Origin of the sequence: Paroceanicella profunda (assembly GCF_005887635.2) — a bacterium.
In the GTDB taxonomy this organism is placed as follows: domain Bacteria; phylum Pseudomonadota; class Alphaproteobacteria; order Rhodobacterales; family Rhodobacteraceae; genus Paroceanicella; species Paroceanicella profunda.
On sequence record NZ_CP040818.1, the window covers coordinates 3,389,104 to 3,411,877 of the forward strand.

General features: G+C 66.2%; 20 protein-coding genes and 2 tRNA genes. 1 reads left to right on the top strand and 21 read right to left on the bottom strand.

What is annotated here, in order from left to right:
* Nucleotide 1: 1 nt before the first annotated feature.
* From nuoN to FDP22_RS15175, 20 genes are all read right to left on the bottom strand, one after another.
* On the bottom strand, nt 2–1,450 hold the full coding sequence (gene nuoN / locus FDP22_RS15080; protein WP_138574882.1) for an NADH-quinone oxidoreductase subunit NuoN: 1,449 nt from the start codon (nt 1,448–1,450) through the stop codon (nt 2–4).
* 16 nt (nt 1,451–1,466) lie between these two features.
* Nucleotides 1,467–3,008 carry an NADH-quinone oxidoreductase subunit M gene (locus tag FDP22_RS15085; protein ID WP_138574883.1) on the bottom strand — a complete coding sequence of 514 codons (1,542 nt, stop codon included), beginning with the start codon at nt 3,006–3,008 and terminating at the stop codon, nt 1,467–1,469.
* Complete coding sequence (nuoL, locus tag FDP22_RS15090) at nt 3,008–4,987, bottom strand: NADH-quinone oxidoreductase subunit L (RefSeq protein ID WP_138574885.1); 1,980 nt, start codon at nt 4,985–4,987, stop codon at nt 3,008–3,010. The genes FDP22_RS15085 and nuoL overlap by 1 nt, the downstream gene beginning before the upstream one ends.
* A gap of 6 nt (nt 4,988–4,993) precedes the next feature.
* Nucleotides 4,994–5,299 (bottom strand): NADH-quinone oxidoreductase subunit NuoK, encoded by a 306-nt coding sequence (gene nuoK / locus FDP22_RS15095; RefSeq protein WP_138574887.1) that lies wholly within the window; start codon nt 5,297–5,299, stop codon nt 4,994–4,996.
* Between the two features lie 4 nt (nt 5,300–5,303).
* Nucleotides 5,304–5,924 (bottom strand): NADH-quinone oxidoreductase subunit J, encoded by a 621-nt coding sequence (locus FDP22_RS15100; RefSeq protein WP_138574889.1) that lies wholly within the window; start codon nt 5,922–5,924, stop codon nt 5,304–5,306.
* A gap of 19 nt (nt 5,925–5,943) precedes the next feature.
* The gene (locus FDP22_RS15105; RefSeq protein WP_138574891.1) at nt 5,944–6,333 is read right to left on the bottom strand and encodes a DUF4259 domain-containing protein; all 390 of its coding nucleotides are present in this window, start codon (nt 6,331–6,333) and stop codon (nt 5,944–5,946) included.
* A gap of 7 nt (nt 6,334–6,340) precedes the next feature.
* Entirely contained in the window at nt 6,341–6,835 is a 495-nt protein-coding gene (nuoI, locus tag FDP22_RS15110; RefSeq protein WP_138575417.1) for an NADH-quinone oxidoreductase subunit NuoI, read from the bottom strand.
* 7 nt (nt 6,836–6,842) lie between these two features.
* A complete protein-coding gene (gene nuoH, locus FDP22_RS15115; protein ID WP_138574893.1) occupies nt 6,843–7,871 on the bottom strand; it encodes an NADH-quinone oxidoreductase subunit NuoH in 1,029 nt (342 codons plus the stop codon).
* A gap of 3 nt (nt 7,872–7,874) precedes the next feature.
* Nucleotides 7,875–9,893 carry an NADH-quinone oxidoreductase subunit NuoG gene (gene nuoG / locus FDP22_RS15120; protein ID WP_138574895.1) on the bottom strand — a complete coding sequence of 673 codons (2,019 nt, stop codon included), beginning with the start codon at nt 9,891–9,893 and terminating at the stop codon, nt 7,875–7,877.
* Nucleotides 9,894–9,980: 87 nt separating this feature from the next.
* Nucleotides 9,981–11,276, bottom strand: a complete 1,296-nt coding sequence (gene nuoF, locus FDP22_RS15125; protein WP_138574897.1) for an NADH-quinone oxidoreductase subunit NuoF — start codon at nt 11,274–11,276, stop codon at nt 9,981–9,983.
* Nucleotides 11,277–11,278: 2 nt separating this feature from the next.
* Complete coding sequence (locus FDP22_RS15130; protein ID WP_138575419.1) at nt 11,279–11,497, bottom strand: DUF5337 domain-containing protein; 219 nt, start codon at nt 11,495–11,497, stop codon at nt 11,279–11,281.
* Nucleotides 11,498–11,566: 69 nt separating this feature from the next.
* Nucleotides 11,567–12,682, bottom strand: a complete 1,116-nt coding sequence (nuoE, locus tag FDP22_RS15135) for an NADH-quinone oxidoreductase subunit NuoE (RefSeq protein ID WP_138574899.1) — start codon at nt 12,680–12,682, stop codon at nt 11,567–11,569.
* Nucleotides 12,682–12,879, bottom strand: a complete 198-nt coding sequence (locus tag FDP22_RS15140; RefSeq protein WP_138574901.1) for a hypothetical protein — start codon at nt 12,877–12,879, stop codon at nt 12,682–12,684. The genes nuoE and FDP22_RS15140 overlap by 1 nt, the downstream gene beginning before the upstream one ends.
* Nucleotides 12,879–14,090, bottom strand: coding sequence for an NADH-quinone oxidoreductase subunit D (locus FDP22_RS15145; protein ID WP_170317716.1), 1,212 nt, complete (start codon nt 14,088–14,090; stop codon nt 12,879–12,881). Before FDP22_RS15145 ends, FDP22_RS15140 begins: the two co-directional genes overlap by 1 nt.
* An 88-nt stretch (nt 14,091–14,178) precedes the next feature.
* Entirely contained in the window at nt 14,179–15,090 is a 912-nt protein-coding gene (locus FDP22_RS15150; RefSeq protein WP_170317717.1) for a sulfotransferase family protein, read from the bottom strand.
* Nucleotides 15,091–15,114: 24 nt separating this feature from the next.
* Nucleotides 15,115–15,720, bottom strand: a complete 606-nt coding sequence (locus FDP22_RS15155; protein ID WP_138574905.1) for an NADH-quinone oxidoreductase subunit C — start codon at nt 15,718–15,720, stop codon at nt 15,115–15,117.
* A gap of 9 nt (nt 15,721–15,729) precedes the next feature.
* Entirely contained in the window at nt 15,730–16,260 is a 531-nt protein-coding gene (locus FDP22_RS15160) for a NuoB/complex I 20 kDa subunit family protein (protein ID WP_430225887.1), read from the bottom strand.
* Entirely contained in the window at nt 16,257–16,622 is a 366-nt protein-coding gene (locus FDP22_RS15165) for an NADH-quinone oxidoreductase subunit A (RefSeq protein WP_138574909.1), read from the bottom strand. Before FDP22_RS15165 ends, FDP22_RS15160 begins: the two co-directional genes overlap by 4 nt.
* 406 nt (nt 16,623–17,028) lie before the next feature.
* Nucleotides 17,029–17,105, bottom strand: a tRNA-Asp gene (locus tag FDP22_RS15170).
* Between the two features lie 29 nt (nt 17,106–17,134).
* Nucleotides 17,135–17,211, bottom strand: a tRNA-Asp gene (locus FDP22_RS15175).
* A gap of 547 nt (nt 17,212–17,758) precedes the next feature.
* On the opposite strand from FDP22_RS15175, the gene FDP22_RS15180 reads away from it, so the two are divergent.
* Complete coding sequence (locus FDP22_RS15180) at nt 17,759–20,857, top strand: M10 family metallopeptidase (RefSeq protein ID WP_170317718.1); 3,099 nt, start codon at nt 17,759–17,761, stop codon at nt 20,855–20,857.
* 73 nt (nt 20,858–20,930) lie between these two features.
* On the opposite strand, the gene FDP22_RS15185 is transcribed toward FDP22_RS15180, so the two are convergent.
* Entirely contained in the window at nt 20,931–22,604 is a 1,674-nt protein-coding gene (locus tag FDP22_RS15185; protein ID WP_170317719.1) for a calcium-binding protein, read from the bottom strand.
* Between the last annotated feature and the right edge of the window lie 170 nt (nt 22,605–22,774).

The window sequence follows — 22,774 nt, forward strand, 5'->3', positions numbered from 1 at the left end:
GTCAGTTGAGCAACGTGGCCGCCGCGGCGGTGGCAAGGGTTTCGACGCCGAAGAGGTTGATCACCGGCAGCCAGCCGACCGTCATCGCCCCGGCGCTCAGCCCGAGGAAGACCGCGTGGCTGAAGGGGATGGAGCCGCTGAGCCGCGTGTCATCCGCGCCGAAGTACATCAGGTAGACGATGCGCAGGTAGTAGAAGGCGCCGATCACCGAGGAGATCGCCCCGATCACCGCGAGCCAGGCCAGCCCGGCATCGACCGCGGCCACGAAGACGTACCACTTGCCGAAGAAGCCCACCATCGGCGGGATGCCTGCCAGCGAGAACATCAGCAGCATCAGCGCCATGGCCCGGCCCGGCTCCAGTCGGGCATAGCCCGACAGGCTGCGCAGGTCGGTGACGGGAACCCCATCCCGCTCCATGTTGAGGATGAAGGCGAAGACGCCGACATTCGTCGTCACGTAGATGGCGAGGTAGATCAGCAGCGCTTCGACGCCGCTCTGGGTGCCCGCGGAAAGCCCGACGAGCGCGTAGCCCATGTGTGAGATCGAGGAATAGGCCATCAGGCGCTTGATGTTGGTCTGGGTGAGGGCCGCAACCGCGCCGAGCAGCATCGAGACCACCGCGAGGAAGGCGAGGATCTGCTGCCAGTCGGCCACCGCGTCGCCGAAGGCGGCGAAGAGCAGCCGCGCGAACATCGCCGCCGCGGCGACCTTCGGCGCCGTGGCGAGGAAGGCGGTGACCGGAGTGGGCGCGCCCTCGTAGACGTCCGGCGTCCACATGTGGAACGGCGCGGCGGAGATCTTGAAGGCCATGCCGCAGCACATGAACACGATGCCGAACAGGAGGCCGAGGCCCAGCCCCTCCGCATCGACCACCGAGGCGATGGAGGTGAACTCGGTCGCACCGGAGTAGCCGTAGACGAGGCTGGCGCCGTACAGCAGCAGACCCGAGGAGAGCGCGCCGAGCACGAAGTATTTCAGGCCCGCTTCCGTGGACCGCAGGCTGTCGCGGCGGATGGCCGCGATGACGTAGAGCGCCAGCGAAGACAGTTCCAGCCCCATGTAGAGCGCGATCAGGTCTCCGGCGGAGACCATCATCATCATGCCCACGGTCGAGAGCGCGACGAGCACCGGAAATTCGAACCGCAGCAGGTCGCGGCGGCGGAAATAGTCGCTCGACATGCCCAGGACGGCGGCGCCGCCCAGCAGCAGGGTGACCTTGGAGAAGCGGGCGAAGCCGTCATTCACGAAGCCGCCGTGGAAGGCGACCTCCTTGCCCGGGGCGGAGAAGCCGATCCAGAGCGCGATCAGCGCCATCACGCCGGCGGTGGCCCAGATCAGCAGGCTGGTTTCGCCGTCCTTGGAGCGGAAGACGCCCCACATCAGGGCCGCGATGGCGTAGATCGCCAGGGCGAGCTCGGGGAGGATGACCTGGATGTCGGTACCAATCATGAGTGTCTCTCCGGGCTCAGTGGCTGGCGAGCTGCGTTGCAGCCTGCGCCAGTGCCGTATCGTATGTGTGCAGCAGGGCCGTCACCGAGGGACCGAAGATGTCGATCACCAGGCTGGGATAGACCCCGAGCACGAGGGTCGCGATGATCAGCGGCGCGAAGATCGCCTTCTCGCGCATCGACATGTCCTGGATCTGGCTGAGGCTCTGCTTGATGAGGTCACCGAACATCACCCGGCGGTAGAGCCACAGGGTGTAGCAGGCGGAGAGCACCACGCCCGAGGCGGCGCCGAAGGCCGCCCAGGTGTTGGCCTGGAAGGCGCCGACCAGGGTGAGGAATTCGCCCACGAACCCCGACGTGCCCGGCAGACCGGCATTGCCCAGCGTGAACAGCATGAAGGTGAAGGCATAGACCGGCATCCGGATCACCAGGCCGCCATAGGCGTCGATGTCGCGGGTGTGCATCCGGTCGTAGAGCACGCCGACACACAGGAACAGGCCGCCGGAGATGAAGCCGTGGCTGAGCATCAGGAACAGCGAGCCGTCGATCCCCTGCTGGTTGCCCGCGAAGATGCCCAGGGTCACGAAACCCATGTGGGCCACGGAGGAATAGGCGATCAGCTTCTTCATGTCGTCCTGCACCATCGCGACCAGCGAGGCATAGACGATGGCGATGACCGAGAGCAGGAACACGAAATCCTGCATCATGGCCGAGGCCACCGGGAACATCGGCAGGCAGAAGCGCAGGAACCCGTAGCCGCCGACCTTCAGCAGGATGGCGGCCAGCACGACCGAGCCGGCCGTGGGCGCCTGGACGTGGGCATCCGCCAGCCAGGTGTGCACCGGGAACATCGGCATCTTGACCGCGAAGCTCACGAAGAAGCCCCACCACATCAGCAGCTGCACCCCGCCCACGACATGCCAGCCCCAGAGATCGATCGCCTCATGCGAGAACTCGTGCTGGAGCAGCAGCCGGATGTCGGTGGTGCCGGCATCGGCATACATCGCCGCGATGGCGATCAGCATCAGCACCGAGCCGAACAGCGTGTACAGGAAATACTTGAACGAGGCATAGACCCGCTCCTTGCCGCCCCAGATGCCGATGATCAGGAACATCGGGATCAGGCTCGCCTCGAAGAACAGGTAGAACAGGACGATGTCGAGCGCGCAGAACACCCCCACCATGAGCGCCTCGAGCACGAGGAAGGCGATCATGTATTCCTTCACCCGCTTCTCGACATGCCAGGAGCAGGCGATGACCATCGGCATCAGGAAGGTGGTGAGCATCACGAACAGCACCGAAATGCCGTCGACGCCCATCTGGTACTTCAGCGGGCCCAGCCAGTCCGCCTCCTCGACGAACTGGAAGCCGGTGTCGGAACTGTCGAAACCGAAGAGCACGGCGAGGGACAGCACGAAGGTGGCAAGGCTGGTGAGCAAGGCGAGCCATTTGGCGTTGCGCACCGCCATCGCATCATCCCCGCGCAGCAGCAGCAGGAGCACCGCCGCGCCGATGAGCGGCAGGAAGGTGACGATGGAGAGAATGGGAAGACTGCCCATCAGTGCGCTCCTCCGGAGACGGCAAACCAGGTGATGATCAGGATCAGGCCGATGATCATCGCGAAGGCGTAGTGGAACACGTAGCCGGACTGCGCCCGACCGGCGATGCGACTGAGCATGGGCAGGAAGATCATCGCCACGCCGTTGATGCCGCCATCGATGGTCGACCGGTCGCCGGCCTTCCACAGGAAGCGGCCCAGCCAGCGCGCCGGCTGGATGAAGATGAGGTCGTAGAGCTCATCGAAGTACCACTTGTTCAGCAGGAACTGGTGGATGCCCGGATGGGCCTTCGCCAGCCGCCCCGGCAGGTCGGGGCTGCGGATGTAGAAGGCCCAGGCCGTGACCAGGCCGATCAGCATGGCGAGGAACGGTGCCAGCTTGGCCCAGACCGGGACGTCGTGGCTGTGGTGCAACACTTCGTTCTCCGCGCCCTGGAAGATCGCCTCCCCCCAGAACTCCTCCCAGTGATGGCCGATGAATCCGCCGTACCAGATCATGCCGGCAGCCACCGCCCCCACCGCCAGGACGAGCAGCGGAAGCAGCATCACCTTCGGGCTTTCATGGGCGTGCTCATGGGTGTGATGGTCCCCGCGCGGGGCACCGTAGAAGGTCATGAACACCAGGCGCCAGGAGTAGAAGCTGGTGAACAGCGCCGCCACGACCAGCAGCACGAAGGCGAAATCGCCCGTGGCCGTGCCCGCCGCGAGGGTGCTCTCGATGATCGCGTCCTTGGACACGAAGCCGGCAAAGCCGATCGGCACGCCGAGCGAGACGAGCGGCAGGCCCACGCCAGTGATGGCAAGCGTGCCGATCATCATGCACCAGAAGGTGACCGGGATCTTCTTGCGCAGGCCGCCGTAGGCCCTCAGATCCTGTTCGTGGTGCATGGCGTGGATCACCGAGCCCGCGCAGAGGAACAGGAGCGCCTTGAAGAACGCATGGGTGAAGAGGTGGAACATCGCGGCCTGATACACGCCCACGCCCGCGGCGGCGAACATGTAGCCGAGCTGCGAACAGGTGGAATAGGCGATGACGCGCTTGATGTCGTTCTGCACGAGCCCCACGGTGGCCGCGAAGAAGGCCGTGAGCCCTCCCAGAACCGTGATGAAACCCGTGGCCACCGGCGCGTATTCATACAGCGGCGACATGCGGCAGACGAGGAACACCCCGGCGGTCACCATGGTCGCGGCGTGGATGAGGGCGGAGACCGGGGTCGGGCCCTCCATCGCGTCCGGCAGCCAGGTGTGCAGCAGGAGCTGGGCGGATTTGCCCATCGCGCCGATGAAGAGCAGGAAGCCGATGATTTCCACCGTCGAGACCTGCCAGCTCAGGAAGGTCATCGTCTGGGTGGCCATCTCGGGCACCTGGTCGAAGATTTCGTCGAACTGGATGGAATCGGTGACGAAATAAAGCGCCAGAATGCCCAGGAGGAAGCCGAAATCACCCACGCGGTTGATGATGAAGGCCTTCATGGCCGCGGCGCCGGCAGAGGGCTTGCGGTAGTAGAAGCCGATCAGCAGGTAGGAGGCAACGCCCACGCCCTCCCAGCCGAAGAACATCTGGGCGAGGTTGTCGGCCGTCACCAGCATCAGCATCGCAAAGGTGAACAGCGAGAGGTAGGCGAAGAAGCGCGGCTTGTAGACCTCGCCTTCCTTCCACTGCGGATCCTTGTCCATGTAGCCGACGGAGTAGAGGTGCACCAGGGCGGAGACGGTGGTGACCACCACCAGCATCACGGTGGTGAGCCGGTCAATGCGTACCGCCCAGTCGGCGGTGAGCGTGCCGGTCTCGATCCAGCGGAAGATCACGTGCGACTCGGTATGCTCGGGCGTGGTGAAGAACACCACCCAGCTGAGGATCGCGCACAGGAACAGAAGGCCCGTGGTGAGGTGCATCGACACCTTCTCGCCGGTGATGCGCCAGCCGAAGCCGGCGACGATCGCGCCGAGCAGCGGTGCGAACAGGATGATATCAACCATGACCCTTCAGCCCTTCATCATATTGACGTCTTCCACGGCAATCGTGCCGCGGTTGCGGAAGAAGCAGACGAGGATCGCGAGACCGATCGCCGCTTCGGCGGCAGCCACCGTAAGCACGAAGAGCGTGAAGACCTGGCCCACCAGATCGCCCAGATGGGTGGAGAAGGCCACGAGGTTGATGTTCACCGAAAGCAGCATCAGTTCGAGCGACATCAGGATGACGATGATGTTCTTGCGATTCAGGAAGATCCCGAAGATCCCGATCACGAACAGCAGCGCAGCCACGGTGAGATAATGTTCGATACCGATCATGTGGTCAGATCCCCTGCCTTGGCTTGACGTCCATCAGTTCGACCGCGGTGTTGGGATCGCGGTACATCTGCTCGAGGACATTCTGGCGTTTCACCCCGACCCTGTGGCGCAGCGTCAGCACGATGGCGCCGATCATCGCCGTCAGCAGGATCAGCCCTGCTGCCTGGAAGAGGTAGACGTAGCGCGTGTAGATCAGCTGCCCCAGGGCGGCGGTGTTGGTGACATCCTCAGGCATCGGCGCCACGGCGGCGCGCAGCGACGGCGAGGCCTCCGCCGGGATCCAGTCTCCGGAGATGCCGATGACCATGCCGAGCTCGAGCAGCAGGATGACCGCCATCAGCCCCGCCAGCGGCAGGTAGCTCACCATGCCCGACTTCAGCTCGGCGAAGTCCACGTCCAGCATCATGACCACGAAGAGGAACAGCACCGCCACCGCGCCCACGTAGACGATGAGCATGAGCATGGCCACGAATTCCGCCCCCATTAGCACGAACAGGCCGGCCGCGGAGAAGAAGGTGAGGATCAGCCAGAGCACCGAGTGGACCGGGTTTCGGGCCGTCACCGTCAGAAGCCCCGCCGCCACCGCGACGCAGGCGAAGAGATAAAAGGCCAAGGTGAATATCATGTGTCTCTCCCCGATCCGGTCATTCTAGCCGGTCGCTCAGATCGGCGACGGCGGCCGCCCAGGCCGGGTCATCCGCTTCATTCCAGAGCTCCGCGAGCTCGCTGTTCTCTCCGAGGACCTCCTCCAGCGCGGCGATGGCGAGATCCCGGACGTCCGGAATGTCGCGCACCGCTTCGACGTGAGGCAGGATCCGCGCGATGACATCCTCATCGACCTCCGGAGAGGATTTTCCGAAGGCGGTGGCAACCGCCTCCGCCGCGGCAACCGCGGCAGCGCCGGCATCCACCTCGACGACTCCGTCCCCGATGTCCAGCGCGGCAATCACCGCAGCCTCCGGATCGCTCTCGAACTCCGAGAGCCAGTCCATCGCGTCATCATTGCCGAATGCGTCTGCTGCCCAGCTGCCCATGCCATCCTCACCTGTAGGGCGCGTCGAGTTCGATGTTGCGGGCGATTTCCGCCTCCCACCGCTCGCCGTTCGCCAGCAACTTGTCCTTGTTGTAGAACAGTTCCTCGCGGGTTTCGGTGGAGAACTCGAAGTTCGGCCCCTCCACGATCGCATCCACCGGGCAGGCTTCCTGGCAGAAGCCGCAGTAGATGCACTTGGTCATGTCGATGTCGTAGCGCGTGGTGCGGCGCGAGCCGTCCTCGCGCGGTTCCGCCTCGATGGTGATCGCCTGCGCGGGACAGATCGCCTCGCACAGCTTGCACGCGATGCACCGTTCCTCGCCGTTGGGATAGCGGCGCAGGGCGTGCTCGCCACGGAACCGCGGCGAGAGCGGCCCCTTCTCGTGCGGATAGTTGAGCGTCACCTTCGGCTTGAAGAAATACTTCATGCCGAGCCTGAACCCGCCGATGAAATCGGCCAGCAGGAAGTAACGGATGGCTCGGTTCCACTGGAAACCCATCATCGGCTCCTTACCACCGGGCATAGCCCGGCACTCCGTATTGTGCGAATGCGGCCACGATCACGACCCAGCCCAGCGACATCGGCAGGAAGACCTTCCAGCCCAGGCGCATCAACTGGTCGTAGCGGTACCGCGGAACGATGGCCTTCACCATCGCGAAGAGGAAGAAGAAGAACAGGATCTTGAGGATGAACCACAGGATACCGTCCGGCAGGCCCGGGATGGGCGACAGCCAGCCGCCGAAGAACAGCAGCGAGATGAGCGCGCACATCAGCACGATGGCCATGTACTCGCCGACCATGAACAGCAGGTAGGGCGTGGAGGAGTATTCCACCTGGTAGCCGGCCACCAGCTCCGATTCCGCTTCCGGGAGGTCGAAGGGCGGCCGGTTCGTCTCGGCCAGGGCCGAGACGAAGAACAGCACCACCATGGGCAGGTGCGGCAGCCAGTACCAGGAGAAGAACCCGTAGCTGCCCGACTGCGCCATCACGATGTCGGTGAGGTTCAGCGAACCGGTGGAGATGAGCACGCCGACGATGATGAGCCCGATCGACACTTCGTAGGAGATCATCTGCGCGGCGGAGCGCAGGCCGCCGAGGAACGGGTATTTCGAGTTCGACGCCCAGCCGCCCATGATCACGCCGTAGACCTCCAGCGAGGAGATGGCGAAGATGTAGAGGATGCCGACGTTCACGTTGGCGATCACCCAGACCGAGTCCTCCCCCGCGCTGAACGGGATCGCCGCCCAGGCGATGGTGGCGAGCACGAAGCTCATCAGCGGAGCGAGGAAGAACACGGCCTTGTCCGCGCCGCCGGGCACCACGATTTCCTTCAACGCGAACTTGATGAAATCGGCGAAGGACTGGAACAGGCCGAACGGGCCCACCACGTTGACCGAGCGGCGCAGCTGCACCGCGCCCCAGACCTTGCGGTCGAGCACGAGCAGAAAGGCCAGCGAGACCAGCAGCAGCACCGTCACCAGCAGGCACTGGCCGACGATGATGAGGAAGATCCCGAAATTGGTGTCGAAGAAGTCCATCTCTTACTCCGCGGCCACGGGCAGCACGCGGGACGCCGCCTGTTTTGAAAGCTCGGCCATGACCGACGAGGCCCGGGCGATCGGATTTGTGAGGTAATGGTCGCGGATCGGAGTTACGAAATTCCCCTGCGCGAAGGTCCCGGCCGTGAGCGCCACGGTCGGATTCACCGGAACCGTGTCGATGGCCGCGAGATGCGGATGTGCCGCGAACAGCGCGGCACGCAGCTGCGCCAGGCTGTCGAAGGGCAGTTTCGCCCCCAGTTCGCCGGAAAGCGCGCGCAGGATCGACCAGTTCTCCTTCGCCTCGCCCGGCGGGAAGCCGGCGCGATGCGCCATCTGCGGGCGGCCCTCGGTGTTCACGAAGATCCCCGATTCCTCGGTATAGGCCGCGCCGGGCAGGATGATGTCGGCGCGATGCGCCCCGCGGTCACCGTGGCTGCCCTGATAGATCACCGTGGCGCCGGCCGGAATCTCGATCTCGTCCGCGCCAAGGTTGTAGATGACCTCCGCACCGTCGAGGGCCGCGGACAGGCCGCCCTCTGTAGCGAAGCCGACATCCATCGCGCCCACGCGGCTGGCCGCGGAATGCAGCACAAGCAGGCCGGAACCGGTGTCGGCGCAGATCTGCTGGGCGGCGGCGAGAACCGCCGCGCCGTCGGAGCCCGAAAGCGCGCCCTGCCCCACGATCACCAGCGAGGACCGCGACGCGGCATCCTCGCTGGCACCGCGCTCCAGCACGCTGGAGAGGGCCGCGCGGTCCGCGCCGATATGCTCGTAATCATAGGTGAGATCGACCGCCTCGCCGATTACCGCCACCGCCGCGCCGTTCAGCCAGGCCTTGCGGATGCGGGCGTTGAGCACCGGCGCCTCGGCGCGCGGGTTGGTGCCGATGAGCAGGATCAGCTCGGCGCTGTCGATGTCCTGGATCGTCGCCGTGCCGACATAGGCGCCGCGATTGCCGATCGGCAGGCGGGCGCCATCGGTCCGGCACTCCAGCGTGCCGCCCTGGCCGCCGACCAGCTGACCGAGCGCGTAGATCGCCTCCACCGGAGCGAGGTCACCGGCCAGCGCCGCCACCTTGCGGCCCTTCATCGCGGCGGCCGCGGCGCCGAGCGCCTCGCCCCAGGATGCCGGCCGCAGCTTGCCGTTCTCGCGCAGATAGGGCCGGTCCAGCCGCTGGCGGCGCAGCCCGTCCCAGATGAAGCGGGTCTTGTCGGCGATCCACTCCTCGTTCACCCCGTCATGGTTGCGCGGCAGCACGCGCATGACCTCGCGGCCACGAGTGTCCACCCGGATGTTGGAGCCGAGCGCGTCCATCACGTCGATGCTCTCGGTCTTCTTCAGCTCCCAGGGGCGCGCGGTGAAGGCATAGGGTTTGGAGACCAGCGCGCCCACCGGGCACAGGTCGATGATGTTGCCCTGCAGCTCCGAATGCAGCGTCTCGTTGAGGTAGGAGGTGATCTCCGCGTCCTCGCCGCGCCCGGTCTGGCCCATCTGGCTGATGCCCGCCACCTCGGTGGTGAAGCGCACGCAGCGGGTGCAGGAGATGCAGCGGGTCATGTGCGTCTCGACCAGCGGCCCGAGGTCGAGGTCGATGGCCGAGCGCTTTTCCTCGCGGAAGCGCGAGAAATCCACGCCGTAAGCCATGGCCTGGTCCTGCAGGTCGCACTCGCCGCCCTGGTCGCAGATCGGGCAGTCCAGCGGGTGGTTGATGAGCAGGAACTCCATCACCCCCTCCCGGGCCTTCTTGACCATGGGAGACTTGGTCTTGATCACCGGCGGAGCGCCTTCGGGGCCGGGCCGCAGGTCGCGCACCTGCATGGCGCAGGAGGCGGCGGGCTTCGGCGGGCCGCCGACGACCTCCACCAGGCACATCCGGCAGTTGCCGGCAATCGACAGCCGCTCATGGTAGCAGAAGCGCGGGATCTCGACGCCCGCCTGCTCGCAGGCCTGCAGGAGGGTGAGCGCCGGGTCGACCTCCACCTCCATGTCGTCGATGATGATTTTTCGCAGATCGCTCATGCCACTGCCTCCTTCCGGGCGCCGTTTCGCGCCGGGGCTGTTCTCTCGCGCCTTGCCATGCGCCTGTCCTTCACACCGGCCATGCGCTCACTCCGCCGCCACGGCGGAGACGCGGCCGGTGCGCTTCGCCTTGATACGGTCCTCGATCTCGTTGCGGTAATGCCGGATCAGGCCCTGGATCGGCCAGGCCGCGGCATCGCCGAGGGCGCAGATCGTGTGGCCCTCCACCTGCTTGGTGACGTCGAGGAGCATGTCGATCTCCTCCGGCTCGGCATCGCCGGTGACCAGCCGGTCCATCACGCGCATCATCCAGCCGGTGCCCTCGCGGCAGGGGGTGCACTGGCCGCAGCTCTCGTGCTTGAAGAATTTCGCCAGCCGCCACACCGCCTTGATGACATCGGTGTTCTGGTCCATCACGATCATGCAGGCGGTGCCGAAGGAGGACTTCAGCTCGCGCATGCCGTCGTAATCCATGATCGCGGTGTCGCAGAGATCGGCCGGCAGGATCGGGCAGGATGCGCCGCCGGGGATGATCGCCTTCAGGTTCTTCCAGCCGCCGCGGATGCCGCCGCCATGCTTCTCGATGAGCTCCTTCATCGAGATCGACATGCTCTCTTCCACCACGCAGGGCGTGTTCACGTGGCCGGACATGGCGAAGAGCTTCACGCCGGCGTTGTTCGGCCGCCCGAAGGAGGAGAACCACGAGGCGCCGCGCCGCAGGATGGTCGGCGCCACGGCGATGGATTCCACGTTGTTCACCGTGGTCGGGCAGCCGTAGAGCCCGGTGTTGGCCGGGAACGGCGGCTTCATGCGCGGCATGCCCTTGCGGCCCTCGAGGCTCTCGAGCAGCGCGGTTTCCTCACCGCAGATGTAGGCGCCGGCGCCGTGGTGCAGGTAGACGTCGAAATCATAGCCGGACCCGCAGGCGTTCTTGCCGATCAGGCCGGCGTCATAGGCCTCGTCGATGGCGGTCTGCAGCGCCTCGCGCTCCCGGATGAACTCTCCGCGGATGTAGATGTAGGCGGCGATCGCCCCCATCCCGAACCCGGCCACGAGACAGCCCTCCACCAGCGTGTGCGGGTCATGGCGCATGATCTCGCGATCCTTGCAGGTCGCGGGCTCGGATTCGTCGGCATTGACCACCAGATAGGAGGGGCGGCCGTCGCTCTCCTTGGGCATGAAGGACCACTTCATGCCGGTGGGGAAACCCGCGCCGCCACGGCCGCGCAGGCCCGAGGTCTTCACCTCGCTGACAATCCAGTCGCGGCCCTTCGCGAGAAGCTCCGCCGTGCCGTCCCAATGGCCGCGCTTGCGGGCACCGGCGAGGCTACGGTCATGCATCCCGTAGATGTTGGTGAAGATGCGATCCTGATCCGCAAGCATGATTACTTCCCTTCCTCACGGCCCTTGCGCCAGGCCCGGCAGAGCACGATCAGCGCCCAGGCAAAGCCTCCAAGCGCCGCAAAATCCAGCAGAAAAGCATAGCGGACGGGGAGACCGATCTCACCGCCAAGCATCGAGCCGCCCATCCACAGCAGCATGGTCGCCACGATCACGATGGCGGCTGCGCGGGTGTTCGTCCCTGTCTCGTTGCGGTCTGCCATCGGCATGTCCGTTCGCTTTTCCTGCGTTGGACCGCGGCGGATGCCGCGGCCCGGTTCCGTCAGTCGGGCTCAGGCCTTCGGGCCGAGAGCCTCCTTCGCCTTGGCCACCCAGTTCTCGCGCAAGGGCCGCCCGTTCAGGAAGCCGATCTGCGCGTCGATCCACACCAGGTTCTCCGGCGTCCAGGCGGCGATCTGGTCGAGATGGTAGATGCCGATGGCGTTCAGCGCCTTCTCGGCCTTGGGGCCGAGACCGGAAATCGCCTGCAAGGAATCGGCCTGCCCGTCCCGCGGGCCGTCCAGACGCGCGGGCGCGACACCGGCATCCGCCTCTGCCACGTGGTCGGTACCCTCGGGGCGCCCCTTGGATTCCGTCGCGTGAAGCTCCTCGGCGGCCTGGCGCTCCCCCTGCTCTGGAACCGGCGGCTCCGGGTCCGTCGCCGGCCCCTCGGCCTGATGGGCCGGGCCCTCCACTTGTCGGGCGGGGCCGGGCTGGTAGGCATAGGGCGTCTCGTCCCCGGTGATGCGGGCGATGGTGTCCGCGAGCACGAGTGCGCGGTCCACGGAGGCGTTGTGCTTGTCCTGCGGAATGGCGAACTGCTTGAGCGCGGTCACGCCGCCGGCGGGCTCTGCCGCGAACCGACCGATGCGCGACCCGGGCACGGGCACTTCGCCGCGGGCGAGCGTCTCGAGGATGTCGATGAAGCTCTCACGCGAGAGATCCTCATAGAAATCCTTGCCGATCTGAACCATCGGTGCGTTCGCGCAAGCGCCGAGGCACTCCACCTCTTCCCAGGAGAACCGGCCGTCCCCGCTGAGCTCGAAGGCGTGCGGCGCGATCTTCTCCCGGCACACCGAGATCAGGTCCTCCGCGCCGCAAATCATGCAGGACGTGGTGCCGCACACCTGGATATGTGCCGTCTTCCCAACGGGTTGTAGCTGGAACATGAAGTAGAATGTGGCGATTTCCAGAACGCGGATATAGGCCATCCCGAGGAACTCGGCCACATACTCGATGGCGGGCCGGGACACCCAGCCCTCCTGCTCCTGAGCGCGCCAGAGCAGCGGGATCACGGCCGACGCCTGACGCCCCTCGGGGTATTTCAGCAGCTGCCCCTTCGCCCATTCCAGGTTGGCGTCGGTGAAAGCGAAGCTCTCGGGCTGTTCGGGGTGAAGACGGCGGAGCATCAGGCCCTCCAGAGAATTGAGACAACGGCCGCGGCAACCGAGGCCACGATGCCGATGACGAGCGCGGCGGCTGAACTGCTGTGCCCGAAGTAACGCATGCCGCCGAACACCGCGAGACCGATCGGCGCGAACAGGATCGTGGTGGCGAACACCGCCCCCATCACCTTGCCCGTTTCTGCCCACTGCGTAAGGCTCATCAGCGGTCCACCTCGCCGAACACGATGTCGAGCGAGCCGAGGATGGCGGAAACATCGGCCAGCTGGTGGCCCTTGCAGATGTGGTCCATCGAGGCGAGATGCGCATACCCGGGTGCGCGGATCTTGGCGCGATAGGGCTTGTTGGAACCGTCGGACACGAGATAGACGCCGAATTCGCCCTTCGGCGCCTCGACGCAGGCATAGACCTCGCCCGCGGGCACATGGAAACCCTCGGTGTAGAGCTTGAAGTGGTGGATGAGCGCCTCCATCGAGGTTTTCATCTCACCGCGCGGCGGCGGGGCGATCTTGCCGCGCACCATCACGTCTTCGCCCTTGGTCTTCTCAAGCTTTTCAATGGCCTGGCGCATGATCTTCACGCTCTCGCGCATCTCCTGCATGCGACAGATGTAGCGGTCATAGCAGTCACCGTTGCGCCCCACGGGGATGCGGAAGTCGAACTCGTCATAGCATTCGTAGGGCTGCGCGCGCCGCAGGTCCCAGGCCATGCCGGAGCCGCGCACCATCACGCCGGAATAGCCGTAGTCCAGCGCCTCCTGCTGCGAGATGATGGCGATGTTCACGTTGCGCTGCTTGAAGATGCGGTTCTCGGTGATGAGCCCGTCCAGGTCGTCCAGCACCTGGGGGAATTCCTCGGTCCACTGGAAGATGTCGTCGATCAGCTTCGGCGGCAGGTCCTGGTGAACGCCGCCGGGGCGGAAATAGGCGGCGTGGAATCGGGCGCCGGAGGCCCGCTCGTAGAAGATCACCAGCTTCTCGCGCTCCTCGAAGCCCCAGAGCGGCGGGGTGAGCGCGCCCACGTCCATGGCCTGGGTGGTGACGTTGAGCAGGTGGTTCAGGATGCGGCCGATCTCGCAGTAGAGCACCCGGATCAGCGAGGCGCGGCGCGAGATCACCGTGCCGGTGAGCTTCTCGATCGCCAGGCACCAGGCGTGTTCCTGGTTCATCGGCGCCACGTAGTCCAGCCTGTCGAAATACGGCAGGTTCTGCAGGTAGGTGCGGCTTTCCATCAGCTTCTCGGTGCCGCGGTGCAGCAGGCCGATGTGCGGGTCCGTGCGCTCCACGATCTCGCCGTCCAGCTCCAGCACCATGCGCAGCACGCCGTGCGCGGCCGGGTGCTGGGGCCCGAAGTTGATGTTGAAGTTCCGGATCCGCTGTTCGCCGGTGAGGATGTCCTGGGAACCGTCCATCATGCGACCCCTTTCCTGTACTGTCCCGCCACGAGGCCGTGGGGGAGAAACGCGTTGCGGCGCGATGCGTGCTGCTCTGCCTGGATCATGATCACACCTCCGCCCGGGCGGGGAGATACGCCATCTGACGGCGCCAGGCCGCGGGAAGCGCGTCGCCGAAACGCTCCGCGATGAAGGTGTAATCGGCTGCCAGCGCCGCGACGCCGGCGGCGCGACGCTCCGTGTCGATCTCGAGCCGGCGTCCGGCGTTCGACGGTGCCACCGCGCCGCCCGGATGCGCCGGCAGGCCGAGGAACGCGGTGATGCGGCCCAGGGTCTCCGGCGTGAAGAGATCCTCGAAGAAGACGGTGAGACTGTGCCCGGCGGGCACTGCCGCCTCCAGCTCGGTAAGGGTGCGCAGGTAGTCCGACCGCTCGGACTGGCGGGGCTGCTCGCCTGCCAGCACGGCGTCATACCAGCGCCGCACGGTCGACGCGAAGTCGGTGCCCCGCGCCTCGGCCTCGCGCGCGCCGGTCATCCGCATGGCCGACCAGAGCCGCTCCACCGGATCGCGCAGCACGAAGAGAAAGCGCGTCCGGGGCGCGACCGCGGCCATGCGCGCGAAGCCCGCCCGGTCCAGCGTGGCGTAGGAGGGCGTGATGTCGGTCACCACCGGCTGGCCGCGATGGTCGGCGAACAGCCAGTCGAGATAGGCGCTGTCGCTCTCCGGGTCCCCGGCATGGATGGAGAGCAGCTTCACCATGCGCTCGGCCTGGCCGTGCAGGTTGGCGAAATGCTTCGGGCCACCGGCCGTGCGCAGGCGCTTGGCGATGTCCTCGAGCTGACGCGCGCGCAGGGTGACATGCCCGCGCTCCCCCGGATGCAGCAGGGCATCGAAGTAATGCGCCTCCTTCACCGGGGAGACATGCACGGCCGGATTGGTCGCGAACCAGTCGTGGAGCCAGGTGGTCCCCGCCTTCTGCGCGCCGATACCGAATAGCACTGTCGCCTGAATGTCCTGCACGGGCTCCGCTCTCATCGGGAAGGCTTACGCCTTCTCCTGTTTCTCGTCACCGGGGAGGATGTACTGCGCGCCCTCCCAGGGGCTCATGAAATCGAACAGGCGATAGTCCTGCACCAGTTCGACCGGCTCGTAGACGACGCGCTTCGCGCTTTCGTCGTAACGGGTCTCGACATAGCCCGTGGTGGGGAAATCCTTGCGCAGCGGATGGCCGCGGAAGCCGTAGTCGGTGAGGATGCGCCGCAGGTCCGGGTGGCCGGAGAACAGCACGCCGAACATGTCGAACACCTCGCGCTCGAACCAGTTCGCCGAAGGGTGGATCGGGGTGATCGACGGCACGATCTCGTCCTCGCGCACCTGAACCTTGAGGCGGATTCGCAGGTTCTGATGCATGGAGAGGAAGTGGTAGACCACCTCGAAGCGCCGGTCGCGCTCCGGATAGTCGGCGGCCGTGATGTCGATGAGCGTGCCGAAGCGGCAGGCCCGGTCGTCGCGCAGGAAGCTCACCAGGTCCGGGATCTGGGTGCGCGCCACGATCACCGTGAGCTCGTCATAGGCGATGGTCGCCGAGACGAAGGCATCCGGTTTGCGCAGCTCCAGGAGCGCGGCGAGTTCGGTAAGGGCGTCGCTCATGTCTCCTCCTCAGCGCGCAATGGTGCCGGTGCGGCGGATCTTCCGCTGCAGCTGCAGGATGCCGTAGAGCAGCGCCTCCGCCGTCGGGGGGCAGCCGGGCACGTAGATGTCCACCGGCACGATGCGGTCACAGCCGCGCACCACCGAGTAGGAATAATGGTAGTAGCCGCCGCCATTGGCACAGGAGCCCATGGAGATCACGTAGCGCGGCTCCGGCATCTGGTCGTAGACCTTGCGCAGCGCCGGGGCCATCTTGTTGGTGAGCGTGCCGGCCACGATCATCACGTCGGACTGGCGCGGGCTGGCGCGCGGCGCGAAGCCGAAGCGCTCGGCGTCGTAGCGCGGCATGGAGGTGTGCATCATCTCCACCGCGCAGCAGGCGAGGCCGAAGGTCATCCAGAACAGCGAGCCCGTGCGGGCCCAGTTGATCAGGTCATCCGCCGTGGTGAGCAGGAAGCCCTTGTCCGCGAGCTGGTCGGAAAGCTGGCGCGCCTGCACGTCCTTGTCCGGACCTGCCGTGGTGGCGAGAGCTGGCGTCATTCCCATTCGAGCGCCCCTTTCTTCCATTCGTAGATGAAGCCCACGGTGAGCACGCCCAGGAACACGATCATCGACCAGAAGCCGAAGGTGCCCACGTCCTTGAAGGCCACGGCCCAGGGGAACAGGAAGGCGACCTCGAGGTCGAAGATGATGAAGAGGATGGAGACGAGGTAGAAGCGCACGTCGAATTTCATGCGCGCATCGTCAAAGGCGTTGAACCCGCACTCGTAGGCGGAAATCTTCTCGGCGTCGGGCCGTCTTACGGCAAGCACCACAGCAGCGAGGATCAGGACGAGTCCCAGTCCGATGGCAATACCGAGAAAGATGAGAATGGGAAGATATTCCCTCAGAAGCTCGTCCATCGCGCTGCTCCTTTGCAGTCTGGCCAGGAACCCGGCATTCGGTGTTCCCGGATTTACCTTTACCGCAGTGCAAGGTCAACCGGACCGCGGTCGCCCCGGCGTCTGTCGGCGTATCCTTGCCGAACGTCGGCGATTGTTAGCCAATCCGGTGTTAACAAGGTGAAAACGCCCCATTCTGGCACAATTCTCACACTCGCACACATCCGGGAAATCCCGCAGCCCAATGAGTCGAAAAGTTTTTTTCTGCGAGGCCAGATCGTATCGTCGTCAGGCGCGCGAGAAGCGCGCCCTTGCCGGTGCCGCCTCCGAGTCGCGACTCGGACAGGCGCGTCCGCGAAACGACCGCAGGGCGGCGGCTGGCGCGGCCAGCTTGACAGACAAACGATTACTGATGAAAGAAGAAAGATGGCGCGGTTGACGGGGCTCGAACCCGCGACCCCCGGCGTGACAGGCCGGTACTCTAACCAACTGAGCTACAACCGCGCATCATGCCCGGGAGTGCCTTTCAGCAGTGGCGCGGTTGACGGGGCTCGAACCCGCGACCCCCGGCGTGACAGGCCGGTACTCTAACCAACTGAGCTACAACCGCTCGCCTTGCTGAAGGCACGCCCTTGGGCGTGGCGGGGTTTTATGTGCTGACGGGGGGGGCGTCAAGCGCGGATCTGACAGGTTTGCAGATATTCTTCACCCTGCCCCGCGCAGCCGGCGCAACGCCGCGCCGGAGCCCCCCGCGCAGGCCCGCCTGCCTGCCTTCGCGGCCACTCCCCGACCGCCATGCATGCAATTCTCCCATCCGCCGGCACCCGCCCGAGGCGCTCCGGAGCCGGCGCCGGCGGACGCGTCGCCGTCCTTCGTCCCCACTGAACCCCTCACGAAATCAATGCCCTGCCGCCCGGCCCGCCCCCGTGCGACGCCAGGCCTGTCCGCCTGCACGAAGGACGGGCATTGCGGACAGGCTGCAACCCTCTCTGTGCGCTGGCACACAAAGCGGGCGTATCGGCTCACGATCGGCCCCGCCGCGCCGTATTTTCAGGTCGTGGCGAGCGCCACACTGCCGGAACAGGCGCGAAAGATAAGTCCAAATCCGGCCAATACACACCGCGTTGCAACTTGTTCTTGTAATGGGAGAGATGGAAATGGCCCACGAACCCGATGGCGTCATCGACTACGGTGCGACCCCCTATACCAGCTTCACTGTAGGCAGCGGAGACCAGGATACGGATGGTCTCCTCGCCGGTGCGCGCTGGTCCAACGCCAGCCTGAGCTACAGCTTCACCAGCGTGTTCGCCGGGGATTACTCCTCCGGCTATCCGAACTACAGTTCCCACAGCAGCTCCTTCAGCAGCTTTTCGGCCAAGCAGGAAGCTGCTGCCGAATCCTGGCTGGCAATGTATGCCGCCGTCTCGGGCCTGAGCTTCATCGAGCTCGACGGTGCGCCCGGCGCGCTGGACGAGGACCAGGAAGCCACCCTGCGCTTCGCCAATTCCGGTCATCCCTCGACCGCCTATGCCTATTACCCCGGCAGCAGCGAATACAACGGCGACATGTGGTTCAACGGCTCCGGCGACGACCCGGACATGGGCGACTACGACTGGCACACCATCGGGCATGAGCTGGGCCACGCGCTCGGGCTCAAGCACGGGCAGGAAACCGGGGGCATCGCCGGCGCGATGACCGCGGCGCACGACTCGATGGAATTCTCCATCATGACCTACCGCTCCTATCAGGGTGACCCCCTCGTGGGCGGCTATTCCAACGGCTCGACCAGCTACGCCCAGTCCCTGATGATGTATGACATCGCCGCGATCCAGGAGATGTACGGGGCGAATTTCTCCACCAACAACACCTCCACCACCTACACCTTCTCCACCACCACCGGAGAGATGTCGATCAACGGGGTCGGCCAGGGCGCGCCGCTGGGCAACATCATCTTCCGCACCATCTGGGACGGCAACGGCACGGACACCTACGACCTGTCGAACTACAGCACCGACCTCGATATCGACCTGCGCCCCGGCTACTGGATCGACCTCGACAAGAACGCCAACTTCCAGACCGCCTACCTGGGTGACGGCAACTACGCCCGCGGCAGCATCTTCAACGCCCTGCAGTACAACGGCGACACCCGCTCGCTGATCGAGAACGCCAACGGCGGCTCGGGCGATGACACCATCTACGGCAACGCGGCGAACAACACCCTGCGCGGCAACGCCGGAAATGACCGTGTCGACGGCGGCATGAAGAATTCCACCGTGGGCACCGGCAACGACTACCTCTACGGCGGCAGCGGCAACGACCAGGTCGACGGCGACGACGGCAACGATTACGGCTACGGGGGCAGCGGCTCCGACTATGTCTATGGCGACGAGGGCAGCGACTTCCTCTACGGCGCCGACGACATCTCCGGCAACGGGTCGCTGGCCGGCGATGTGGACAGGCTCTACGGCGGCGCCGACAACGACTACCTGCGCGGCGGCGACAACGTGGACTACCTCTACGGCGGCACGCAGGACGACGAGTTGCGCGGCAACGCCGGCAACGACTACCTCTACGGCGGCGGCGGTGTGGACGAAGCGGACTACTCCCAGGCCACGGGCGCCGTCACGGTGAACCTGGAAACCGGAACCGCCACGGGCGCCGACGGCAACGACGTGCTCGGCACGATCGAGAACATCGAGGGCTCGGGCTACAGCGACACGCTGACCGGAGATTCGAAGAACAACGTGATCCGCGGCGGCGCCGGCTATGACACGATCACGGCCGGCGCGGGCGCCGACACCGTCTACGGCGGTGCCGATGGCGACACGTTCATCGACACCCACACCGGCGGCTCCGCCTTCGACCATTACGACGGCGGCTCCGGCTCCGACACGCTGGTGAGCGACGAGACCTGGGTCGACTCGGTTCTGTTCAGCATCGCCAACGGCGCGATGACCTACAACGGCAGCACCTACGACACCTTCACCGGCATCGAGAACTTCACCCTGGGCGGCGGCGCGGACTTCTACGGCGACGCCAATGCCAACCGGGTGATCATCAACGACACCGGCCCCTCCTCCAGCAACACCATCCTCACCTATGGCGGCAACGACCAGGTCTACTCCGGCATCGGAAACGACTACGTGAGTGCCGGCGACGGCGATTACGACTACGTCTACGAGACCAGCGGCAACGACACGCTCTACGGCGGTGCCGGCGCCTACGACTATCTCAGCTATGCCAACACCGTCGGCGCCGTCCACATCGATGTCGGCGCCAACACCGTCACCGGCGACGGCGGAAACGACTACATCTCCGGCTTCGAGCGCTTCGCCCTGGCGCATGGCGGCTCCAGCTTCGTGGGCACCTCCGGCGCGGAGACCGTCTATGGCGGCACCGGCGACGATGTGATCGACCTGGGCACCGGCGTGGACTACGTCTCCGCCTCGAGCGGCAACGACACGGTCATCGACCGCGACTCGAGCTCGGGCGAATACGCCTACGGCGGCGCGGGGAACGACACCTACGTGAACGATCTCACCTATGTCGACTCGGTGCTCTTCGACATGAGCGCCGGGCAGATGACCTACGCCTCCTCCGTCTACAAGAACTTCTCCAGCTTCGAGAACCTCACCACCGGCGGCGGCGCGGACGTGATCGGCACCAACGGCGCCAACATCATCACCGTGAACGACAACGGCGGCTACAACGAGAACTCCGTCAGCGGCGGCGGCGGCAATGACGTGATCCGCACCAACTCCGGCGATGACCTGCTCTTCGGCGGCGACGGCGTGGACACGCTCTACTCCGGCGCCGGCAACGACATGGCCTACGGCGGCAACCAGGGCGACCTCATCTACGGCGCGAACGGGGATGACTACATCGACGGCGGCGGCCAGTGGGACCGGCTCTACGGCGGCAACGGCAACGACACGCTCGTCGGCGGCTGGGGCAACGACAAGCTGGACGGCGGCACCGGGGACGACCTCCTGGAAGGCAACGGCGGCAGCGACACCTTCATCTTCACCGCGAACTGGGGTGACGACACGATCGTGAACGGCGACTTCACCGCCGGCACCGGCACCGAGGACGTGCTCGACTTCTCCGCCCTCGGCATCACGCTGGCCGATCTCACGATCAGCGTGCTGGCGGGCACGGGCACGCTCATCTCCTACGTCGCCGGCGGCGACAGCGTGGTGCTTGAAGGCGTGAACATGGCGTCGCTGGATTATTCGGACGATTTCGTCTTCGTCTGATCGCCCGGCGCGAGAACGCGAGGGGCCGCCGCAGCCGCGGCGGCCCCTTCTGCCGTGCCCGGGGGGGGCCGGTTCAGGTGATGATGGCGTCGTCCAGCGCCGCCTGCGCGGCGGCCAGCCAGCCGGTGTAATCCGCCTCGCTGCTGCCGCCCGCGGGCGGGAACACGTTGAGCCGCACGCTGCCCGACACCGCGCCGTTCTCGACCACGTCGAAGGCCAGCTCCAGCAGCGACAGCTCCTCGTTCTCCACCAGCTTCACCTCCAGCGTGGCGCCGGCGTCGAGCATCAGCAGGTCGGTCATCGCGCCCTGCCAGCCGCCGTCATAGGTCATCGTCAGGTCGGTCAGCGCCAGGTCATTGCCGAAATCGTCGCCGGTGAAGTCGAACCGGTCCACCCCGGCGTCGCCCACCAGCATGTCGTTGCCCGCCCCGCCGCTCAGCAGGTCGCTGCCCGCGCCGCCGAACAACCCGTCGTCGCCGGAGCCGCCGTAGAGCCGGTCATTGTCATCGCCGCCGTAAAGCCCGTCCCAGCCGGCATCGCCGTAGAGCCGGTCGTTGCCGCCATTGCCGTAGAGCCCGTCGTTCTGCAGGCCGCCGTAGAGCCGGTCGTTGCCCGAGCCGCCGTAGAGCCCGTCATTGCCCGCCTCGCCGTACATCACGTCCGGGCTGCCGTCCTCGCCGCCGTAGAGCCCGTCGCCGCCGTCGCCGCCGTAAAGCCGGTCGGTCCCGTCGCCGCCGAACAACCCGTCGTCGCCGTCGCCGCCGCGCAGCAGGTCGTTGCCGGCCTCGCCGCGCAACCCGTCGCCGCCGCCGCCGCCGAACAGCCGGTCATTGGCGTTGCCGCCGAACAGCCCGTCATCGCCGCCGCCGCCCACCAGCAGGTCGTTGCCGTCACCGCCCAGCATCTGGTCGTCGCCGCCGCCGCCGTAGAGCCGGTCGATGCCCGCCTCGCCGTAGAGCGCGTCGCCCCCCGCATCGCCATAGAGCGCGTCATTGCCGGAGTCGCCGTGGATCTCGTCCTTGCCCGCGCCGCCGAACAGGATGTCGTCGCCGCCCTGCCCGTGCAGCAGGTCGCTGTCATCGCCGCCGAACAGCCGGTCGTTGCCGATGCCGCCGCGCAGGTTGTCCGCGCCGCCCTCGCCGCGCAGGACGTCGTCGCCCGCGTCGCCGAACATGTAGTCGGCCCCGGCGCCGCCCTGGAGGACGTCGTCGCCGTCGCCGCCGTAGACCTGGTCGCCGCCGTCGCCGCTGCGGATCGTGTCGTTGCCGGCAAGGCCCCAGATGTCGTCGGACTGGTCGGTGCCGCGCACCAGGTCATCCCAGGGCGAGGCCTGCAGGTCGTCGTAGGCGCCGGTGAACCCGGCCTCGAACGTGTAGGCCTCCCGCGACAGGAAGCGCATCAGCGCGTCCGGATCGCTGCCGGAGGCGGAGGCCTCCGCGGCCGCGATCAGCGTGTTGTAGTTCCAGCCGAGGCCGTTCCAGGCCTGGAACATCACCCCGCGCCAGATGAAGCGCAGCCCGTCCACCGTGCCGCCGGCCACGCTTCCGTCCGCCGCAACGGTGAAGCTGCCGATCAGCGTCGTGCTCAGCAGCACTTCGTCGGTGGAGGTGAGCGTGACCTGGGTCGCGCTGGCCGCGGTCACCTGCGCTCCGGCCAGCGCCGGCTCGAGGAAGTCGCCGCCGAAGGGCAAGGGATCGTCGAACGTCCCGTAGCGGGCCGCCTGGTCATAAATGCGAACGAGTGCCATCAAATGCTCCAAATGAATTGCGCCCGCACGCGTTCCGGGCCCGCTCCGGACCCGGTGACCGACAGGCTCCACCCCAATCCTCCCCATACCGCAAGCGCGATGGAAAGGAAACTGTCCCAACGGGGCCCGGGCAGGCCGCCGCGAGCGCGGGTCCCGCACCAGGCCACCCG

Bases quoted from the DNA above. Each gene is read 5' to 3' on its own strand.
- nuoK (WP_138574887.1), bottom strand. From the start codon at position 5,299: ATGATCGGTATCGAACATTATCTCACCGTGGCTGCGCTGCTGTTCGTG.
- FDP22_RS15100 (WP_138574889.1), bottom strand. From the start codon at position 5,924: ATGATATTCACCTTGGCCTTTTATCTCTTCGCCTGCGTCGCGGTGGCG.
- FDP22_RS15155 (WP_138574905.1), bottom strand. From the start codon at position 15,720: ATGAGCGACGCCCTTACCGAACTCGCCGCGCTCCTGGAGCTGCGCAAA.
- nuoF (WP_138574897.1), bottom strand. From the start codon at position 11,276: ATGCTTGCGGATCAGGATCGCATCTTCACCAACATCTACGGGATGCAT.
- FDP22_RS15130 (WP_138575419.1), bottom strand. From the start codon at position 11,497: ATGGCAGACCGCAACGAGACAGGGACGAACACCCGCGCAGCCGCCATC.
- FDP22_RS15140 (WP_138574901.1), bottom strand. From the start codon at position 12,879: ATGAGCCTTACGCAGTGGGCAGAAACGGGCAAGGTGATGGGGGCGGTG.
- nuoH (WP_138574893.1), bottom strand. From the start codon at position 7,871: ATGGACTTCTTCGACACCAATTTCGGGATCTTCCTCATCATCGTCGGC.
- nuoG (WP_138574895.1), bottom strand. From the start codon at position 9,893: ATGAGCGATCTGCGAAAAATCATCATCGACGACATGGAGGTGGAGGTC.
- FDP22_RS15085 (WP_138574883.1), bottom strand. From the start codon at position 3,008: ATGGGCAGTCTTCCCATTCTCTCCATCGTCACCTTCCTGCCGCTCATC.
- FDP22_RS15165 (WP_138574909.1), bottom strand. From the start codon at position 16,622: ATGGACGAGCTTCTGAGGGAATATCTTCCCATTCTCATCTTTCTCGGT.
- FDP22_RS15185 (WP_170317719.1), bottom strand. From the start codon at position 22,604: ATGGCACTCGTTCGCATTTATGACCAGGCGGCCCGCTACGGGACGTTC.
- FDP22_RS15145 (WP_170317716.1), bottom strand. From the start codon at position 14,090: ATGATGGACGGTTCCCAGGACATCCTCACCGGCGAACAGCGGATCCGG.
- nuoI (WP_138575417.1), bottom strand. From the start codon at position 6,835: ATGATGGGTTTCCAGTGGAACCGAGCCATCCGTTACTTCCTGCTGGCC.
- nuoN (WP_138574882.1), bottom strand. From the start codon at position 1,450: ATGATTGGTACCGACATCCAGGTCATCCTCCCCGAGCTCGCCCTGGCG.
- FDP22_RS15105 (WP_138574891.1), bottom strand. From the start codon at position 6,333: ATGGGCAGCTGGGCAGCAGACGCATTCGGCAATGATGACGCGATGGAC.
- nuoE (WP_138574899.1), bottom strand. From the start codon at position 12,682: ATGCTCCGCCGTCTTCACCCCGAACAGCCCGAGAGCTTCGCTTTCACC.
- nuoL (WP_138574885.1), bottom strand. From the start codon at position 4,987: ATGGTTGATATCATCCTGTTCGCACCGCTGCTCGGCGCGATCGTCGCC.
- FDP22_RS15180 (WP_170317718.1), top strand. From the start codon at position 17,759: ATGGCCCACGAACCCGATGGCGTCATCGACTACGGTGCGACCCCCTAT.
- FDP22_RS15160 (WP_430225887.1), bottom strand. From the start codon at position 16,260: ATGACGCCAGCTCTCGCCACCACGGCAGGTCCGGACAAGGACGTGCAG.